The organism is Thalassobaculum fulvum (assembly GCF_014652915.1).
GTDB lineage: Bacteria > Pseudomonadota > Alphaproteobacteria > Thalassobaculales > Thalassobaculaceae > Thalassobaculum_A > Thalassobaculum_A fulvum.
This window is the reverse complement of record NZ_BMZS01000006.1, coordinates 29286-46440: the sequence shown is the minus strand read 5'-3', so window position 1 is coordinate 46440 and position 17155 is coordinate 29286. Positions and strand designations below refer to the sequence as shown.

The window sequence follows — 17155 nt, the reverse complement described above, 5'->3', positions numbered from 1 at the left end:
CTGGCTAGAGTGCGGGCGGGCGGCGCGGGGGCGCCGGTATGCGACCGGGAGACTGTGACCCATGGAGCCGAGCGAGGTCAAAACCGCCGAGGAGGCGCTGGCGCTGGTGGAGGAGCGGCGCCTGAACCACGTCAAGGTCGGGGTGTTCGACATCGACGGCATCCTGCGCGGCAAGTGGATGGGCCGCGACAAGTTCGCGAGCGCGCTGAGCAAGGGCTTCGGGTTCTGCGACGTGGTGCTGGGCTGGGACAGCAACGACCAGCTCTACGACAACGTCCAGGTCACCGGCTGGCACACCGGTTATCCCGACGCCGAGGTCCGGCTGCTGCCCGGGACCTGCCGGGAGGTGCCGTTCGAGGGCGACATGCTGTTCATGCTCGCCGAGTTCGCCGGCAAGTGGGAGGCGGTCTGCCCGCGCGCGGCGCTGCGCCGGATGATCGACAAGGCCGGGTCCATGGGCTTCGGCGTCAAGGCGGCCTGCGAGTACGAGTTCTTCCTGTTCGACGAGACGCCGGAATCGGTGCGGGCCAAGAACTACAAGAACCTGAAGCCGCTGACCCCCGGCTTCTTCGGCTACTCGGCGTTGCGCTCGTCGGTGCACGCCGACCTGCACCTGAGCTTCATCGAGGCGATGGAGCAGATGGGCATCCCGATCGAGGGGCTGCACACCGAGACCGGCCCGGGCGTGATGGAGGCGGCGATCCAGGTCTGCGACGCCCTGGAGGCGGCCGACCGGGGCGCGCTGTTCAAGACCTTCGCTAAGGTGTTCTTCCAGCGCCACGAGATCATGGCGACCTTCATGTCGAAGTGGTCGATGGACTATCCGGGCCAGTCCGGCCACGTCCACCTGTCGCTGACCGACGCCAAGGGCAAGCCGGTGTTCCACGACGCCAAGGCGGCCGACACCATGTCCGACACCATGCGCTGGTTCGTCGGCGGCCAGCAGGCGCTGATGCCGGAGCTGCTGGCGATGACCGCCTCGACGGTTAACGCCTATACGCGGCTGATCCCGGGCTTTTGGGCGCCGACCGACTCGACCTGGGGGGTCGAGAACCGGACCACGGCGCTGCGCGTCATCACCGGCTCGCCGGCGGCCCAGCGGGTCGAGTACCGGGTGGCGAGCGCGGATTCCAACCCGTACCTGGCGATGGCGGCGGCCCTCGGCTCCGGCCTGTGGGGCATCGAGAACCGGATCGAGCCGACGCCGGGCGTGGTCGGCAACGCCTACGACATGAAGCACGCCGCCCGGCTGGCGCTGCCGCGCACCCTGTGGGATGCCGCCCAGCGCCTGAAGAGGTCGAAGGCCGGCCGGGCACTGTTCGGCGACGCCTTCGTCGAGCACTTCGCCGCGACCCGCGAGTGGGAGGAGCGCGAGTTCCGCCGCCACGTCACCGACTGGGAGATGCAGCGCTACTTCGAGATCATCTGAGCGGCGAGGCCACTGGGCGGAGTGTCAGGCGGCGACGGTCCGCTCGGGCGGGAAGACCAGCGAGACCCGGGTGCCGCGGCCGACGTCGCTCTCGATGTCGAGCCGGCCGGACAGCAGCTTCATGAACCGGTGGCAGAGATACAGCCCGAGGCCGGTGCCCTGGGTCCGGCGGACCGTGTTCCGGTCGGTCTGCTCGAACGGCCGCACCGCCCGCTGCAGGTCGGTTCTCGACATGCCGTCGCCGTTGTCCTCGACCTGAAGGATGACGGCCCCGCGGTCGTCGAGCCGGGCCGATACCCCGACCCGGCCGCCGTCCCGGGAGAACTTCACCGCGTTCGAGATGATGTTGTTGAGGATCTGGGTCAGCACCCGCCGGTCGCCGCGGAGCAGGGGAAAGTCCCCGGGCGTCCGGTTCTCGATCGTGACGTTCGACTTGTAGCCGAGCACCGCGCACTGCGCGATGGCGGCGGACGTCAGCTCGCGGAGGTCCAGAACCTCCTCGTTCAGGTCGTACTTGCCGGCTTCGACCTTGGACAGGTCGAGGATGTCGTTGATCAGGCTGACCAGCAGGGTGCCGCTGTGGTGGATGTCGTCCGCGTACTCGGCGTACCGGGGATGCCCGAGCGGGCCGAAGACCTGGTTGCGCATCATGTCGGTGAAGCCGATCACCGCGTTCAGCGGGGTGCGCAGATCGTGGCTCATCAGGGCCAGGAACTCGGACTTCGCGCGGTTGGCACGGTCCGCCTGGCGTTTCGCCAGGAACAGCCACAGGAAGATGATCGTCAGGCCGGTGCCGAGGACGGCGAACTGGGGCCAGTACTCCGAGAAGCCCGGGCCGTTCTGGTACTCGACATTGATCCACCGGTCGATGATGTCTTGCCTTTCTGACGGGGAGATCAAGGCGATGGTCTTGTTGGCGATCGAGAGAAGCGCCGGGTAATCCTTGCGGATCATCACCCGGAGATCGTAGGTCAGGCCCGTGTCCCCGGAGATCTTCAGGTTGGTGTAGCCGAACGCGTTGATCGAATGCGCGACCACCGGCATGACGTCGACGAAGGCGTAGGCGTCGCCCTTCGAGACCGCCTGCAGCCCGCTGACGACATCGTCCACCAGCAGGTAGTGGAGTTTCGGGTAGGCCGCGGCCATCATCTTGTGGGCGGTGAAGTTGCGTCCGACGGCCACGGTCCTGCCGGTCAAGGCGGCCGGGCTGGATATGTAGTTCTCGTCCTTGGATGTCGCGAAGACCAGCGGGAACGACGCATAGGGTTCCGAGAACAGCGCGAACTCCTGGCGTTCCTCGGTCAGGCCGGCGCTGTAGATGACGTCGTGGGCGCGGTTTCTCAGGCTGTCGACTTCCTCGGCGAAGCTGTCGAAAGCCGTGACCGTCTGACTGAGGCCGGCGGTGTCGACGATCTTCTGCCAGAACTCCTGGCTGATGCCGGTGGCGGCGCCGGTCGCGCCGTCGACGAACGAGAACGGCTTCCAGTTCGTCGTGGTCGCGGTCCTGATTACGGTGGTCTCGATGAACCGGCGCTCGCCGTCGGTGAAGACCGGGCGGCGCTTCTGCCATGTCCGGGCTCCCTCCCAGACGAAGTCCTCGAGGCTCCGGGTCGAGATCCCGTGGCCCATCAGGCGATAGGCGTCGGCGATCTTCTCCAGCTTCAGCAGGTTGAACTCGCCGATGCGCGTGTCCGGCCGGATCGCGAGCGGCTGCAGCGCCGTCGCCTCGAACTGCAGGCTGGCGAGAGATTTCCTCTGCACGTTGTAGTCGCGCATGATCACGCCAATGGTCTCGTCGACATGCGCGAAGGCGTACTCCCAGCCCTTCAGCGTCGCCTCCACGAACGCCCTGGTGCGGTCGGGATGGTCCTGCACCTCGTCCCGGCTCGCGAACAGGATGTCGCCGTAGAACGAGAAGCCGGCTTCCCGCGGGTCGAACAGACGGTAGCCGACGCCCCGCTCCTGCATGTGGAACGGCTCGTTGCTGAGATAGGCGGTGATCGCGTCGGTGCGGCCGGAGATCAGGTCCTCGATGTCGAAGCTGTGCTCCTGCCGGACGAAGTCGTTCTTGCCGAGCCCGTCGGCGAACAGCAGCGCCATGATCGAGGCGGAGTTCAGCGCGTCGCCGCCGATCATCACCTTTCGGCCCCGCAGGTCCTTCGGCCGCCGCAGGTCCGGCTCGTCGCGGGTCATCAGGACCAGGGGCGACCTCTGGAGCAGCGCCGCGAGCGCGACCACCGGCCGGTCGTTGAAGTAGTCGTAGAGCACCGACGAATAGCCGACACCGTACTGGGCCTTGCCGGAGGTCACGGCGCCGACCACGTCGGTGCTGTCGGGCCGGAACGGCAGGAACTCGACGTCCAGCCCGGCCGACCGGTAGAAGCCTTTTTCCTTCGCCATGTAGAAGGCGGCGAACTCGAACTGGTGCAGCCAGTGGAACTGGACGGCCACGCGCTCCGGCGGCGCGGCTGCGGCCGGCGACCCGCTCAGAACGACCAGCAACGCCGCCAGCCGGAAGAGCAGTGCCAGGACCGGACGCCCGCGGCAGGTCACCGGATCCTCCCCGTCCGCGATCCCGGCGAGGATCGCGCGGCGCTGGTCTGGAGGGCGATGGACAAGCACTCCGCTCCGTCGCTCAGTTTCGTGGCCGAGCCCGGCGGAGACTCGTGCACTGCGTTTATGTCGATCTTCTTGTTAACAAGCCGTGAATGAGCGCCTTTCGCGCGGCGATGGTGTGCGCGCCGGTGTTCACGCTGCCCCGGGGAGCGCTATACCTCTGCCGGTAGCGGGCGCCGGCGAGCGGCCGAGCCTGCCGCATCCGAAGGCCATGGAGATACCTGCATGACGACCGAACCCCGCATCAGCCGGTTTCCCGTGCCCGAACTCGCGGACATGCCCGGGGACATCCGCGAGCGCATCCTGGCGGTGCAGGAGAAGGCCGGCTTCATCCCGAACGTGTTCCTGGTGCTGGCCCATCGGCCCGAGGAGTTCCGGGCGTTCTTCGCCTATCACGACGCGCTGATGGACAAGCCCGGCAATCTGACCAAGGCCGAGCGCGAGATGATCGTGGTCGCCACCTCGAACCTGAACCAGTGCCAGTACTGCGTGATCGCGCACGGTGCGATCCTGCGGATCCGGGCGAAGAACCCGCTGATCGCCGACCAGGTCGCGGTGAACTACCGCAAGGCCGACATCACCGACCGGCAGAAGGCGATGCTCGACTTCGCGGTGAAGGTCTCGCAGGCCGCCCACGGTGTCGGCGACGACGATCTGGCGGCGCTGGCCGCCCACGGCTTCACCGAGGAGGACGCCTGGGACATCGCCGCAATCGCCGCGTTCTTCGGCCTGTCGAACCGGCTGGCGAACGTCACCAGCATGCGCCCGAACGACGAGTTCTACACCATGGGCCGCGGCTGACCCGGACGCCGCCGCCCCCGCAGCCAGACGGAGACTCACCCGTGGAATTCGATTTCGCCAAGCTCACCGGCCCGCAGCGCTACAAGCTGCTGAGCTCGACCGTGGTGCCGCGGCCGATCGCCCTGGTAAGCACCCGTGGCACCAACGGCATCGACAACGCCGCCCCGTACAGCTTCTTCAACGTGTTCGCCGAGAACCCGCCGACCGTGGTGCTCGGGCTGCAGCTCCGCCCGGACGGCGTCGTGAAGGACACCACGCGCAACATCCGCGACACCGGGGAGTTCGTGGTCAACCTGGTCGACCGGCCGATCGCCGAGGCGATGAACGTCTGCGCCATCGACTTCGAGGAGGAGGTCAGCGAGTTCGACCTGACCGGCCTGACCCGGCTGCCGTGCCGGAGCATCGCGGCGTTGCGGATCGCCGAGGCGCCGGTGGCGTTCGAGTGCAAGCGGGTGGTCACCCTCAGCGTCGGCCGCGACCGCGACCTGGTGGTCGGCGAGGTGCTGCACATGCACGTCCGCGACGGCCTGATCGACCCGGACACCCTGCGCATCGACCTCTCGAAGTACCAGATCGTCGGCCGCATGTTCGGCGACCTGTACACTCCGGTCGAGGGCACCTTCGCGCTGGAGCGGATGTCGCCGGAGGAATGGCGCCGGCGTAACCCGGGGCGCTGAGGCGACGGTCAGCGCCTACGGCCGCTTCTTCACCAGATAGCGGTGCTCGCCGGTCATCACCAGCTCGCGGCGCTGGTTGTGGATGGTGGCGGTCATGACGATGACGCCGGTGGTCCGCTGCGGCGTCAGCTCGGCGATCTCCAGGGCCGGGTACAGGGTGTCGCCGGCCACCACCGGCCCCAGGAACTTCGAGGACTGCTCCAGGAACGCGACCAGCGAGTCCGAGGTCTCGTGCGGGAACCGGCCGGCCCCGGCCGCCGCGAAGCACACCACCTGCAGGCCGTGCGCCAGCAAGCCGGGCAGGCCGCGGGCCCGGCAGTACTCGGCGTCGTAGTGGATCGGGTGGTTGTCGCCCGACACGGTTCGGAACGCCGCGAAGTCGGCGTCGGTCACCGTGCGGCTCGGCAGCAGGTAGCGCTCGCCGACCGCGAAGTCCTCGAACCAGCGCTGCCGGGCGCACAGGTGGGCTGCCGGGTCGAAGCCCTCGTCGATCTTCGTCATGCCGGTTCTCCTGCGATCGGGCTCACGCGCTCCGGGCGGCGGCGCCGACGATGCCGTGCACCAGCTCGTCCTTGCGCACCAGCGGGGCCGGATAGGCCTTGCGGCTGTGGGCGAGGCCGGTGGCCAGCAGCGTCTCCGCCAGCTTGTAGCTGAGCGGGCCGGGGTTCACCAACGGCACCGGCAGCCGCTCGGCCAGGTACTCGGCGGCCTGGTGCATGGTGGTGGAGCCGAGGCAGATCACGTCGGCGCCGTCCTCCTCGACGCATCGCATGGCGACGTCCAGCATGATCGGGAAGGTCTTGTCCTCCTTGCCCTCGGTCAGGTTCACGAAGTCCGGCTCGACGTCGAACGAGCGCACCGAGGCGCACTGCCGGTCGAAGCCGTAGTCGCGGATCACCTTGCGGTAGCGCGGCAGCGCCGGCTTCCACTGCGCCAGCACCGAGAACTTCGCTCCGAGCGTCAGGGCGTACAGCATCGACGCCTTGCCGGGGCCGATCACCGGGATCGACAGCACCGAGCGCAGGGCCGCCATGCCGCTGTCGCTCATGGTGTCGATGACGACCGCGTCGAAGCCCTCCCGCTCGGCGGTCAGGCCGGCCTCGTACACCCCGAGGTCCATCATCAGCCAGTCGTGCGGGCTCATGAACGACACCGCACTGAACTTGACCGGCCGGTAGACCAGCTCGGTATCGGGGTCGAGGGCGACGTGGCCGCTCTGGGCGGCGCGCCGGGCGACGCCGGCCTCGTCGAGCGGGAACGGGTTGATCACCAGGATCCTGGGCATCGGACGGGTCCTTACTGGGCGCGCGCCGCCGCACCCATGGCGGCGATCGCTTGCGCGCGCGGGGTCAGCGGGGTCGGGTAGGTGGTCTTGGAGTGGCTCAGCCGCAGGCGGATGGCCGCGTCGGCCAGCCGGTAGCTGAGCGGGCCCGGGTTGATGACCGGCACCGGCAGCCGCTCGGCCAGGTAGGCATGGGCCTCGTGCATGGTGGTGGAGCCGAGCACGATGACGTCGGCCCGGTCCTCCTCGACGCAGCGCAGCGCGACCTGGTGCAGCACCGGGAACACCTCGTCCTCGCGGCCGCCGAGCAGTTCCTGGTTGTTCGGCTGCAGGTCGGCCGAGCGGATCGAGGCGCATTTGCCCTCGAGCCCGAGCTCGGCCAGGGTCTTGGTGTAGAGCGGCCGCCAGCGGTCCCACATGCACACCACCGAGAATTTGTCGCCGAGCATCAGGGCGGTCAGCATGGCGTGCCGGCCGGGGCCGATCACCGGGATGTCGAGCATCGAGCGCAGGGCGTTCATGCCGGAATCGCTGACCGTGTCGATGCAGACCGCGTCGTAGCCGTCCGCCTGGGCGGTCAGGCCGGCCTCCAGGATGCCGACGTCGGCGAGCAGCGCGTCCTGCTGGCTGACGTAGTTGGCGGGCGCGATGGCGACCGGCTTGAAGTCGAACGCGATGTCCGGGCCGAGCCGGACCGCCTTCATCTGCGCCTGGCGCTTCGCCAGGTTGTCCGCGTCCATCGGGAACGGAACGATGACCAGAACCTTCGGCATGAGGCCGCTGCCTTCTCGTCGCTGGGGGCCGGCGGGGGACGCCGGCGGGGGGAGGCCGGGATGGTCGCAAGCCGGGGCGAAGGCGTCCAGACCCGAGTGCGGCGGGTGGGTCCCGGATCGATCGCGCCGGGGCGGCGCGTCCGTCCGGGATGACGGCAAGAAAAGGAAGAGCTGCGGTGCCCCTCCCTTGCCGTCATCCCGGACCGGGCGGCCCGCCACAGCGGGACGAACGGAGCCGGGACCTACGAAGCGACGGGCGCTACCGCCCGGTCTTCTCCAGCAGGAACCAGTTCAGGTCGTCGGCCGGGAAGTTCGGGTCGCGGTGGTACTGGAAACCGTAGTCGACCAGCCGCAGGTCCGGGAACCGGTCGAGCATCTCGCCGGCGAAGTCGCGCTTGAACAGCCGCTCGGCGTGGCCGCGGTACGGGATCGCGACCGGCGCCGGGTTGTAGTACTCGGCCAGCAGGATCAGCCGGTGCGAGGCGGCGTGCAGGTTGTCGTAGACCGTCGGCAGAGCGTCCGGGTTGATGTGGATGAGCACGCCCGAGCAGAACGCCAGTTCGAAGGTCCGGGTGACGTGGCGGTCCAGGATCGAGCCGTGGTGGACCTCGACGCCGTCCATCCGCTTCAGCGATTCCACCGCCTTGGCGTTGATCTCGACGGCCGCCAGGTCGATCGCCGGCAGCAGCCGGCGCAGCGCCACCAGGTTGAGGCCGATGTTCGGGCCGAACTCGACCGCCGAGCCGATCGTGCCGGCCCGCCGCAGCGCGTTCGAGAACATGTGGGTGCGGCCGGCGGCCAGGACCTCGCCGCGGTTGCGGTCGACGTAGTCGTCGCCGAACGCGCCGCTCCAGAACGCTTCTTGTTCGGTCTTGAAGCCTTCAGTCATCGGCCACCCCGCTGCCCTGCCGCCCGCTGCCCTGCTGTTCGTAGCGCCGCTGCTTCTGGGCGACGCCGGCGTTCACGATACGCCACTGCGGGTGCGCCTCCAGCAGCGCGATCACGTCGCGCCAGCCGAACTCGGGGTTCACCGGCAGCAGCGCCTCCAGGATCCGCTTGATCAGCTCGTAGTCGGAGGCCTCGTCGAGGGTCCAGCGGTGGCCGGTCAGGTCCTCCGGCGCCGGGTAGCCGGCCGTGCGGAACCGCTGCGGCTGCCGGTAGAGGAACGGCATGACGTGCTCGCGGTCGTACGGGTCGTCGGCCTCGGCAGCGGCGGTGCGCAGGGCCGCCATCGACGCAACCTCGACGTCCAGTCCGATCGGCCAGGTGCGCGGAAAGCTGTTGGAGGCGTAGTCGACCGGCGGCTCGGCCGACCGGAACACGCCGACCACCGCGTCGACCAGCTCGGGATCGGTCAGCGGGCAGTCGCCGGTCAGCCGCACCGCGATGTCGGCGCCGACAAGCCCGGCCGCGCCGACGAATCGGCCGAGCACGTCGTGCTCGGAGCCGCGGAACACCGCCACCCCCTCGCGGCCGGCCAGGGCCGCCACCGGGTCGTCGTCGGCGTTGGTGGTGGTGGCGATGCAGATCGCCTCGACCGAGCGGGCCCGCCGCACCCGGTCGATCTGATGCGCCAGCATCTCGCGGCCGGCGGCACGCAGCAACACCTTGCCCGGCAGGCGGGTCGAGGTCATCCGGGCCTGGATCACGGCGGCGACGGTCACGCGGCCTCCTGTCGTCGGTGCCCGACCCTAGCACGCCGTCGCCGGTGGCGTCGCAAGGCGCTAGAGTCGGGCCATGAGTGCGATGTCGCCGCCGGTCCTGCGCGTTGCCGGGCCTCGGGATTCCGGGGACCTGCTGGCGTGGCGCAACGACCCGGAGACCCGGGCCAACTCCCGCAACACCGACACGATCGCCCGCGACTCGCACGAGGCATGGCTGGAGCGGGCGCTGGCCGATCCGGACCGGCGGATCTGGGTCGCCGAGGCCGACGGCCGCAAGCTCGGCACCGTGTCGGCGGCGCGAACCGGCCCCGACACCGTCGAGGTGTCGATCACGGTCGCGCCCGGCCTGCGCGGAAGCGGGGTCGGCGGTGCCATGCTGCGGGCCTGCGTGGCCGAGACGGCGCGGACCTGGCCGGACCGCGGGATCGTCGCCACCGTGCGCGTCGAGAACGCCGCCAGCCGCCGCCTGTTCGAGCGTTGCGGCTTCGTGGCGGCGGGTGAGCGCGACGGGTTCGTGACCTACCGCCGGGCCGGCTGACGCCCGTCCATTTGATGCTCGGCCATCAGCCGGGCGACCAGGGCGAGCAGGCGGTCGACGCCGCGGCCGTCGGCGAGCTGCCGGCCGGCCCGGTGCATGGCGCGCCGGCGGGCCGGGTCGCCGGCCAGTTCGGTGACGGCCGCCGCCAAAGTCTCGGGACGAAGTGCCTCGAACGCGCCGAGGTAGACGGCGGCGCCGGCGGCCTGCAGTCCGGTGCCGGGCCCGGTCTCGCTGGCGTTCTGGGCGGCCAGGATCATCGGCACGCCGAGCGTCGCCAGCTCCCAGACGGTCGACCCGCCGGCCGACACGGCGATGTCCGATCCGGCCATCAGGGCCGGCATGTCGCGGACGTCGTGACGGACCGTGACCCGCCCGGGCAGCGCGGCGGCGTGGCGCTGCAGCTCGCCCAGGGCGGGATTGGCGGCGCCGACCACCAGCACGACCTCGGGAGCCGGCGCGAGCGTCGCCGCCGCCCGCGCGACCGCGTCGAGGGTCGGCGCGCTGAAGCGCTTCGGGTCGGCGCCGCCCAGCAGCACCACGATGCGGCCGACCGCGTCGGGCACCGGCCGCGGCGTCGCCCGGTGGCGGGCGAACTCCTCGCGCAGCAGGCTCCAGGGCGCGCCGAGGCAGAGCTGGGCCCGGGTCTTGCCGCGGTACAGCGCCGGCGTGGCGTGGGCGTTCTGGTTCAGCACGACGTCGCCGGGATAGGCGGCCCGGGACCCCATGTCGTCGATGGTGATCAGCACCGGGGTGGCGCCGGCCAGTGCCGCCAGTTCGGCGTCGGCCATGCGCGGCTGGTCGGCGATCACCGCGTCGGCGCCGGACAGCACGTCTTCGACCGGCCAGGCCGGCCGCTGCGCGACCTCGGCGCCCGCGGCCCGGTAGCGCTCGGCCAGGGTCGCGGGCACCGCCGTGCAGGCGAGGCGCACGGTGCCGCCGGCCGAAATCCAGCGGCTGGCGATCGCCAGGCAGCGCATCAGGTGGCCGGTCCCGATCTCCGGATCGCCGTCGGCCCGGATCGTCAGCCGCCGGCCGGCGAGGTCGGGAACCCGCGGCTCGGCTTCAACTGCTGCCGTTTGGGCAGTATCGTCTCCGGCACAGGTCACACGGAACTCCCGACGGAGGATAGTGCGTGGCAGCCGAGTTCAGCATCGCCGGACGCCGGATCGGGCCGGGCGAGCCTCCGTACATCGTCGCGGAGATGTCGGGCAACCACAACGGCGAGATCGACCGCGCGTTCCGGATCCTGGCGGCCGCGAAGGCGGCGGGTGCCGACGCGGTCAAGCTGCAGACCTACCGGGCCGACACCATCACCATCGACTGCGACCGGCCGGAGTTCGTGGTGCAGGGCGGGCTGTGGGACGGACGCCGGCTGTACGAGCTGTACGACGAGGCGCACACGCCGTGGGAATGGCACGCCCCGATCTTCGCGAAGGCGCGGGAGCTCGGCATCACGGTGTTCTCCGCCCCCTTCGACCCGACGGCCGTCGACCTGCTCGAATCGCTCGACGCGCCGGCCTACAAGATCGCCTCGCCGGAGATCGTCGACCTGCCGCTGATCCGGCGGGTGGCGCGGACCGGCAAGCCGATGATCATCTCGACCGGCATGGCGACCTTCGAGGAGACCGAGGAGGCGGTCGCCGCCGCCCGCGGGGCCGGGGCGACCGCGCTGTGTGTCCTGCACTGCGTCAGCGCCTATCCGACCCCCCCGGAAGAAGCCAACCTCGCGACCATCCGCGACCTGGAGCGCCGTCTCGGCACCGTGGTCGGGCTGTCCGACCACACCATGGACACCGCGATCGCCACCCTGGCGGTCGCCATGGGCGCCTGCCTGATCGAAAAGCACGTCACCCTGGCGCGCGCCGACGGCGGGGTCGACAGCGCGTTCTCGCTGGAGCCGGAAGAGCTGGCCCGCCTGGTCCGTGACTCGCGGATCGCGCACTCGGCGATCGGCGCGCCGGCCTACGGGCCGACCGAGTCCGAGCGCAAGACCCTGAAGTTCCGGCGTTCGCTCTACGTGGTGGCCGACGTCCGGGCCGGCGAGGAACTGACCGAGGCATCGGTGCGCTCGATCCGGCCGGCGCTGGGCATGGCTCCGAAATGGCTGGACACCGTGCTGGGGTGCCGCGCCGCCCGGGACCTGAAGCGCGGCGAGCCGCTGACCGCCGACATGGTCGCCGGGGGAGTGCCGGGCCTCGATGACTGACGGAACACCGACGGGTCGGCCGTCGCTGGAGGCGGGGCTGGCGCTGCATCGCGCGGGCAGGCTGCGGGAAGCGGCCGTGGTCTACGGCCAAGTGCTCAAGGCCGACGCCCGCAACCCGGACGCGCTGCACCTGCTGGGGCTGGTGATGCACCAGATCGGCGACAACCGGCAGGCGGAGTCGCTGATCGGCGTGGCCGTCGCCCTCAGGCCGGGGGCGCCGCACTTCCGCAACAACTTCGGCATGGTGCTGCGGGCGCTCGGCCAGAGCGAGCGGGCGGTGGTGTTCTTCCGCGAGGCGGCCCGCCTCAATCCCGGCTACGCCGACGCCTACGCCAATCTCGGCGGCCTGCTGCCGTGGCCGAAGCAGGAGAGCGAGGCACGCCGGGCGCTGTGGAGGGCCCTGGTTCTGGAACCGGCGCACGACGACGCCTGGGGCAACCTCGGTGCGCTCGAGCGGATCGCCGCGAATCTCGACCGCGGGCTCACGGCGCACCGCCGCGCGCTGGCCGTCCGGCCGATGCTGGCGACCCGCCGCCTCAACCTCGGTTCCACCCTGGTGGAGGCCGAGCGCTACGACGAGGCCCATGGGCATCTGGTCCGGGCGGCGCTGCTCGACCCGTCGCTCGCGGAGCCGTGGAACGACCTCGGATACCGGTCGCTGGTTCGGCTCAAGGTCGATGCGGCCGATCGCAGTTTCCGGCATGCGGTCGAGATCCGGCCGGGCTACGGCAGCGCCTGGGCCGGCCGGGCCGAGACGGCGTTCGCCAGCGGCGATGCCGGCTCGGCTGCTCGCTACTCGGCGCGCGCCGTCGAGGCCGACCCGGGCAATCCCCAGCTGCGCTTCCGTTCCGGCATCCACCGGCTCGCCGCCGGGGATCTCGCGGGCGGCTGGGTCGACTACGACGCGCAGTGGAAGAAGGCGAGCGCGGTCAGGCGGGTGGATGCGCCGCCGCGCTGGACCGGCGACAACCTGGCCGGGCGGACCCTGTTGATCACTGCCGACCAGGGGATCGGCGACGAGCTGCTGTTCTCGAGCTGCGTCCCGGACGCGGTGCGGGCGGCCGGCAAGGTCGTCCTGGAGTGCGACCAGCGGCTGGTGAGCCTGTTCCGCCGTTCGTTCCCCGAGGCCCTCGTGCACCCGTACGACCGCGGCGGCACCCGTGTCCGGCCGGTCCAGCGCTACGGCTGGATTCCGCCGGACTGGAAGCCCGACGTCATGATCGAGGCGGGGGCCATGATGCGCTGGTTCCGCCCGTCGGTCGCGGCCCTCGACGCGGCCGGCGGTCCCTGGCTGACCCCGGACCCGGAGCGGGTGACGGCGATGCGCGACGAGCTTGACCGGCTCGGCCCGGGGCGGAAGGTCGGCGTTTCGTGGCGCAGCATGCGGCTGACCGAGATGCGCAACATCCACTATCCCGGGCTGGCCGCGTTCGCGCCGGTCCTGCGGGTGCCGGGTGTCACCTTCGTGTGCCTGCAATACGGCACCGGCTGGCAGGACGAGCTGCGGGCCGCCGGCGTCTCGATGGCGGTCGTCCCCGGCCTCGACACCACCGCCGACATCGAGGGCGTCGTGGCGCTGGCGTCGCAGCTCGACGCCGTGGTCTGCCCGTCCAGCACGCTGGGCTGGATCGCGGCCGCGGTCGGGGTGCCGAACTGGCTGCTGTACAACACCCCGGTGTTCCTGGAGTTCGGGACCGACCGCTACCCCGGTTTCCCGACCGTGCGCCCGTACCGCAAGGCCCAGGTCGAGCCCTGGGAGCCGCTGATGCAGCGGCTGGCCGGGGATCTGGCCAACTGGGCGAGGGAGTGAGCGGGTTGGAGGATGGATCCCGGAGTCGCCTGCTTCGCAGGCGCACCGGGATGACGACAGGGTAGGAAAACCTGGACTTCTGTCCTTTCGTCATCCCGGTGGCGCGAAGCGAACGCCGGGATCCACGCCAGGACCGGGAGAGACCCTTGCCGATCTCGCTCCGTCCTCAGGTCCCGGACGACGGCTGATCGCGGGTGACCGTGACCTTCCTGTGGGTCTCGCGGTAGGTGATGTACAGGCCGCTCGCCACGATCACGCCGGCTCCGACGAAGGTCCACAGGTCCGGAAACGTGCCGAACACCAGCCAGCTCAGGATCGTCGCCATGATCAGCTGGCCGTAGGCGAACGGCGACAGCAGCGAGGCCTCGCCGAGCTGGAAGGCCCGGATGATGAAGTAGTGCCCGATGCCGCCGATCACGCCGAGCGAACAGAACAGGCCGACGTCGATCGCCGAATGCGGCGTCACCCACTCGAAAGGCACGACCAAGGACGACAGCACCGCGCCCACCACCGCGATGTAGGTGATCGAGGTCTCCGGCGTGTCGGCGGTCGAGGTCTTGCGGGTGACGATCTGGTAGAGCGCGTACGAGAACGCGGTTCCCAGCACCAGCAGCATCGCCCAGTGGGTATCCGCCCCGCCGGGCCGGATGATGATCATGGCGCCGGCGAACCCGACCGCCACCGCCGCCCAGCGCCGGGGACCGACCGTCTCGCCGAGCATCGGCGCCGCCAGGGCGGTCACGATCAGCGGCCCGGTGAAGTTGATGGCGCTGGCGGTCGGCACGTCGATCCAGCGCAGTGCCGTGAAGAAGCAGACCGTCGACACGAAGATCAGCAGCGAGCGGACGATGTGCACCCCCGGCCGGCTGGCACGCAGCAGCCCGAGGCCGCGCCGCGGCATGAACATCGCCATCATGAACACCAGGTGCCCGGTGTAGCGGGCCCACAGCACCATGGTGGTCGGGTAGTCGACGGACAGGAACTTGGCCGCCACGTTCATGAACGGCAGCACGGTGATCGACACCCCCATGAACAGGAAGGCGATCATCGTGTCTCGGTTTCCGGCGCGAGCCGGTGCGGGGGGAGCGGCGGTGCCGGACGGCATGACGGCAGCCTATGTGTGCGCTGCAGCACGTGGCAAGGGCCTGGCGCGCAGATCACTGTTTCCGGACGCGCGCGACCGCATCGTTCAGGCTGCGTCGAGGCAGTGGCGGGCGACCTCGGCGTGGGTCGCGAACCAGACCCCGTCATGCGCGCGGATGTGGCGGATCAGGTCCTCCAGCATCCGCACCCGCGAGCGGTGGCCGATGATGTGCGGGTGCATGGTCAGCAGGAACAGGCCGCCTTCCTCGTAGGCGCCGTCGAACTCGGCCTTGAAGACCTCGAGCACGGACGACGGCGGCGTGTACGGGCGGAGCGCCGAGAACCGGTCCATGTTGAAGTAGACCGCGTCGTCGCGGATCCACTCCACCGGCAGCTCGACCACGCCGGTCTGTTCGCCGTTCTCCAGCAGCTCGTAGGGCTCGTCGTCGGCCATCAGCGAGGAGTCGTACAGCAGCCCCATCTCGCGGGTGATCGCCAGGGTGTGCTGGCTGAAGTCCCAGGACGGCGTGCGGATGCCGACCGGTCGGACCCCGGTGATCTTTTCGAGCGTGTCGGCGGCCCGGAACTGCAGATCGCGTTCGTCTTCCGGCGGCAGCTTGCTGTTCAGCTCATGGATCCAGCTGTGGATGCCGATCTCGTGGCCGTCGCCGACCAGCGCCCGCTGCTCGTCCGGGTGAAGCATGGCGACCACGGCGGGCACGAAGAACGTCGCCGGCACGCCATGCCGGCTGAGGATCTGCCGGATGCGCGGGATGCCGACGCGCGAGCCGTACTGCCCCTGCGACAGCCGGCCGGGCGAGGTGTCGCCCCAGCGCAGGGTGCTGGTCTCGTGGTCGGAGTCGAACGAGATCGCCACCGCGACCCGCGCGCCGTCCTTCCAGGCGGCCGGCTTCAGCGAGCGGCCGGCCCGCACCTTGTCGACCACGGCCCGCCAGCGCGCCTCCGGCCATTGCCAGGGGTGGTCCTGCGGCTCGGGCTGCTGGGGCGACATCCGGTGTCCCTCGGACGATTGCGACGACGGGTATTCTGGCCCCCGGTCGCCGCTCTGGTCCAGGCGGGACGATCGGCTGCGCGCTACCGCAGGGTCGAAGGCAGCCGCAGCTTCTCCCGCTCCACCGGGTGGTCCCAGTCCATTCCCGCGACCATCCGGGCCGCCAGCCAGCCCCAGTCGTCCGAGGACTTCGCACCCTTGCCGTTGCCGCCGACCGCGACGGCGATGCGGTCGTCCAGCACGTGGTCGATATAGGGCAGGCCGGTGGCGGTCCAGGCGACCACGCAGGTGGCGGTGTGCCAGTGCCGACAGCGCGCCAGCGGCGGGATCAGGTCGGCCAGGAACGCCTGGAAGTCGCGGCGGTTGGCCTCCGAGCCGGCACCCTTGAACCAGCCCTGCAGGTCAGCCAGCGAGCGCAGGTCGGCGTCAGACGTCGTGCCGATGCCGATCTTCAGATAGCTGTTGCCGTCGGGATAGGTGATCGGCGGCAGGATGTAGGCGCCGGTGGCGGCGTGGCCCATGGTCGGCATCCCGGCGAAGTCGGCCGCCATGTCGTCGTCGATGCGCGCCAGCACCACCGTGCGGCCGAACACCCGCAGCTTCAGGTCGACCGGCGACAGGCCGCAGGCATCGGTAAAGCCGCCGGCGGCGACCAGCACCCGTTCGGCCTTCAGGACACGGCCGCCGGCGGTCTCCACCTCGACGCCGCCCGACACCGGGCGGACGGCCGCGGCCTCTTCGGCGACGATGTCGGCGCCCTGGCGGCGGGCCGCCTCGGTCTGGGCGCGGACCATGGCGCGCGGGCTGATGTGGCCGGCGTTGCGCCCCTCGCGCAGGCCGTCGGCGTCGTCCGGCAGGTTCAGGAACGGGTAGCGGGCGCGCATCGCGGCGATGTCGAGCCGCTCGATGTCGGCGCCGAGTTCGCGGCCGCGGGCCTCCGACCGGTCGAGGTAGTCGGAGCCCGGGTCGCCGATACCGAGATAGCCGGACTCGGTGAAGAACCGGATGCCGCTTCGAGCTTCCAGTTCGGCGTAGCGGTCGATCGAGCGCTTGGCGGTGATCGCCCAGGACGGGTCGGGGTCGACCACGCGGGTCATCCGGCCCTCGTCGTAGTGGCTGGCGAACACGCCGGTGTGGCCGGCGTAGTCGGCCGGCTCGTCGGGGCCCAGGACGGCGACGCCGTCGACCAGCTCCGACAGGTGCCGTCCGGCGGCGCTACCGATCAGGCCGCGCCCGACGACGATGGTCCGGTACATTCCTGTGC

At 70.5% G+C, this 17155-nt stretch carries 16 protein-coding genes; 6 read left to right on the top strand and 10 right to left on the bottom strand.

The features are described from left to right. Nucleotides 1-61: 61 nt before the first annotated feature. Complete coding sequence (locus IE246_RS13880; RefSeq protein ID WP_189990585.1) at nucleotides 62-1429, top strand: glutamine synthetase family protein; 1368 nt, start codon at nucleotides 62-64, stop codon at nucleotides 1427-1429. A gap of 24 nt (nucleotides 1430-1453) precedes the next feature. Here the strand turns inward: IE246_RS13880 and IE246_RS13875 are convergent, their stop codons facing one another. Beyond that, a complete protein-coding gene (locus tag IE246_RS13875; protein ID WP_189990582.1) occupies nucleotides 1454-3982 on the bottom strand; it encodes an ABC transporter substrate-binding protein in 2529 nt (842 codons plus the stop codon). Nucleotides 3983-4270: 288 nt separating this feature from the next. Here IE246_RS13875 and IE246_RS13870 point away from each other — a divergent pair, with 288 nt between their 5' ends. Together IE246_RS13870 and IE246_RS13865 are read left to right on the top strand one after the other, a co-directional pair. Next, nucleotides 4271-4846, top strand: coding sequence for a peroxidase-related enzyme (locus tag IE246_RS13870; RefSeq protein WP_189990580.1), 576 nt, complete (start codon nucleotides 4271-4273; stop codon nucleotides 4844-4846). Between the two features lie 41 nt (nucleotides 4847-4887). Beyond that, nucleotides 4888-5523: a flavin reductase family protein gene (locus IE246_RS13865; RefSeq protein ID WP_189990578.1), complete on the top strand. Its 636-nt coding sequence runs from the start codon at nucleotides 4888-4890 to the stop codon at nucleotides 5521-5523. Nucleotides 5524-5538: 15 nt separating this feature from the next. On the opposite strand, the gene IE246_RS13860 is transcribed toward IE246_RS13865, so the two are convergent. From IE246_RS13860 to IE246_RS13840, 5 genes are all read right to left on the bottom strand, one after another. Continuing rightward, on the bottom strand, nucleotides 5539-6024 hold the full coding sequence (locus IE246_RS13860) for a MaoC family dehydratase (protein WP_189990576.1): 486 nt from the start codon (nucleotides 6022-6024) through the stop codon (nucleotides 5539-5541). Between the two features lie 22 nt (nucleotides 6025-6046). Then, on the bottom strand, nucleotides 6047-6808 hold the full coding sequence (locus tag IE246_RS13855; protein ID WP_189990574.1) for an aspartate/glutamate racemase family protein: 762 nt from the start codon (nucleotides 6806-6808) through the stop codon (nucleotides 6047-6049). A gap of 11 nt (nucleotides 6809-6819) precedes the next feature. Next, nucleotides 6820-7578, bottom strand: coding sequence for an aspartate/glutamate racemase family protein (locus IE246_RS13850; RefSeq protein ID WP_189990572.1), 759 nt, complete (start codon nucleotides 7576-7578; stop codon nucleotides 6820-6822). Between the two features lie 259 nt (nucleotides 7579-7837). Continuing rightward, nucleotides 7838-8467 (bottom strand): pseudaminic acid biosynthesis-associated methylase, encoded by a 630-nt coding sequence (locus tag IE246_RS13845; RefSeq protein ID WP_189990569.1) that lies wholly within the window; start codon nucleotides 8465-8467, stop codon nucleotides 7838-7840. Continuing rightward, a complete protein-coding gene (locus tag IE246_RS13840; RefSeq protein ID WP_189990567.1) occupies nucleotides 8460-9242 on the bottom strand; it encodes a cytidylyltransferase domain-containing protein in 783 nt (260 codons plus the stop codon). The genes IE246_RS13845 and IE246_RS13840 overlap by 8 nt, the downstream gene beginning before the upstream one ends. A gap of 73 nt (nucleotides 9243-9315) precedes the next feature. Here IE246_RS13840 and IE246_RS13835 point away from each other — a divergent pair, with 73 nt between their 5' ends. Then, nucleotides 9316-9780, top strand: a complete 465-nt coding sequence (locus IE246_RS13835) for a GNAT family N-acetyltransferase (protein WP_189990565.1) — start codon at nucleotides 9316-9318, stop codon at nucleotides 9778-9780. Here IE246_RS13835 and IE246_RS13830 read toward each other — a convergent pair. Further along, nucleotides 9762-10886, bottom strand: coding sequence for a PseG/SpsG family protein (locus tag IE246_RS13830; RefSeq protein ID WP_189990563.1), 1125 nt, complete (start codon nucleotides 10884-10886; stop codon nucleotides 9762-9764). The two genes, IE246_RS13835 and IE246_RS13830, sit on opposite strands and share 19 nt — an antisense overlap. A gap of 26 nt (nucleotides 10887-10912) precedes the next feature. On the opposite strand from IE246_RS13830, the gene pseI reads away from it, so the two are divergent. Then, nucleotides 10913-11986, top strand: a complete 1074-nt coding sequence (pseI, locus tag IE246_RS13825; protein WP_189990561.1) for a pseudaminic acid synthase — start codon at nucleotides 10913-10915, stop codon at nucleotides 11984-11986. Next, nucleotides 11979-13796, top strand: coding sequence for a tetratricopeptide repeat protein (locus IE246_RS13820; RefSeq protein ID WP_189990559.1), 1818 nt, complete (start codon nucleotides 11979-11981; stop codon nucleotides 13794-13796). The genes pseI and IE246_RS13820 overlap by 8 nt, the downstream gene beginning before the upstream one ends. Nucleotides 13797-13962: 166 nt before the next feature. Here IE246_RS13820 and IE246_RS13815 read toward each other — a convergent pair whose 3' ends face one another. The 3 genes from IE246_RS13815 to IE246_RS13805 all read right to left on the bottom strand — a co-directional run bounded on the left by IE246_RS13815 (nucleotide 13963) and on the right by IE246_RS13805 (nucleotide 17147). Then, a complete protein-coding gene (locus IE246_RS13815) occupies nucleotides 13963-14844 on the bottom strand; it encodes a DMT family transporter (protein WP_189990557.1) in 882 nt (293 codons plus the stop codon). Nucleotides 14845-14985: 141 nt separating this feature from the next. Continuing rightward, nucleotides 14986-15891 (bottom strand): polysaccharide deacetylase family protein, encoded by a 906-nt coding sequence (locus tag IE246_RS13810; protein ID WP_189990555.1) that lies wholly within the window; start codon nucleotides 15889-15891, stop codon nucleotides 14986-14988. 83 nt (nucleotides 15892-15974) lie between these two features. Next, nucleotides 15975-17147 (bottom strand): NAD(P)/FAD-dependent oxidoreductase, encoded by a 1173-nt coding sequence (locus tag IE246_RS13805; RefSeq protein ID WP_189990553.1) that lies wholly within the window; start codon nucleotides 17145-17147, stop codon nucleotides 15975-15977. Nucleotides 17148-17155: the final 8 nt, after the last annotated feature.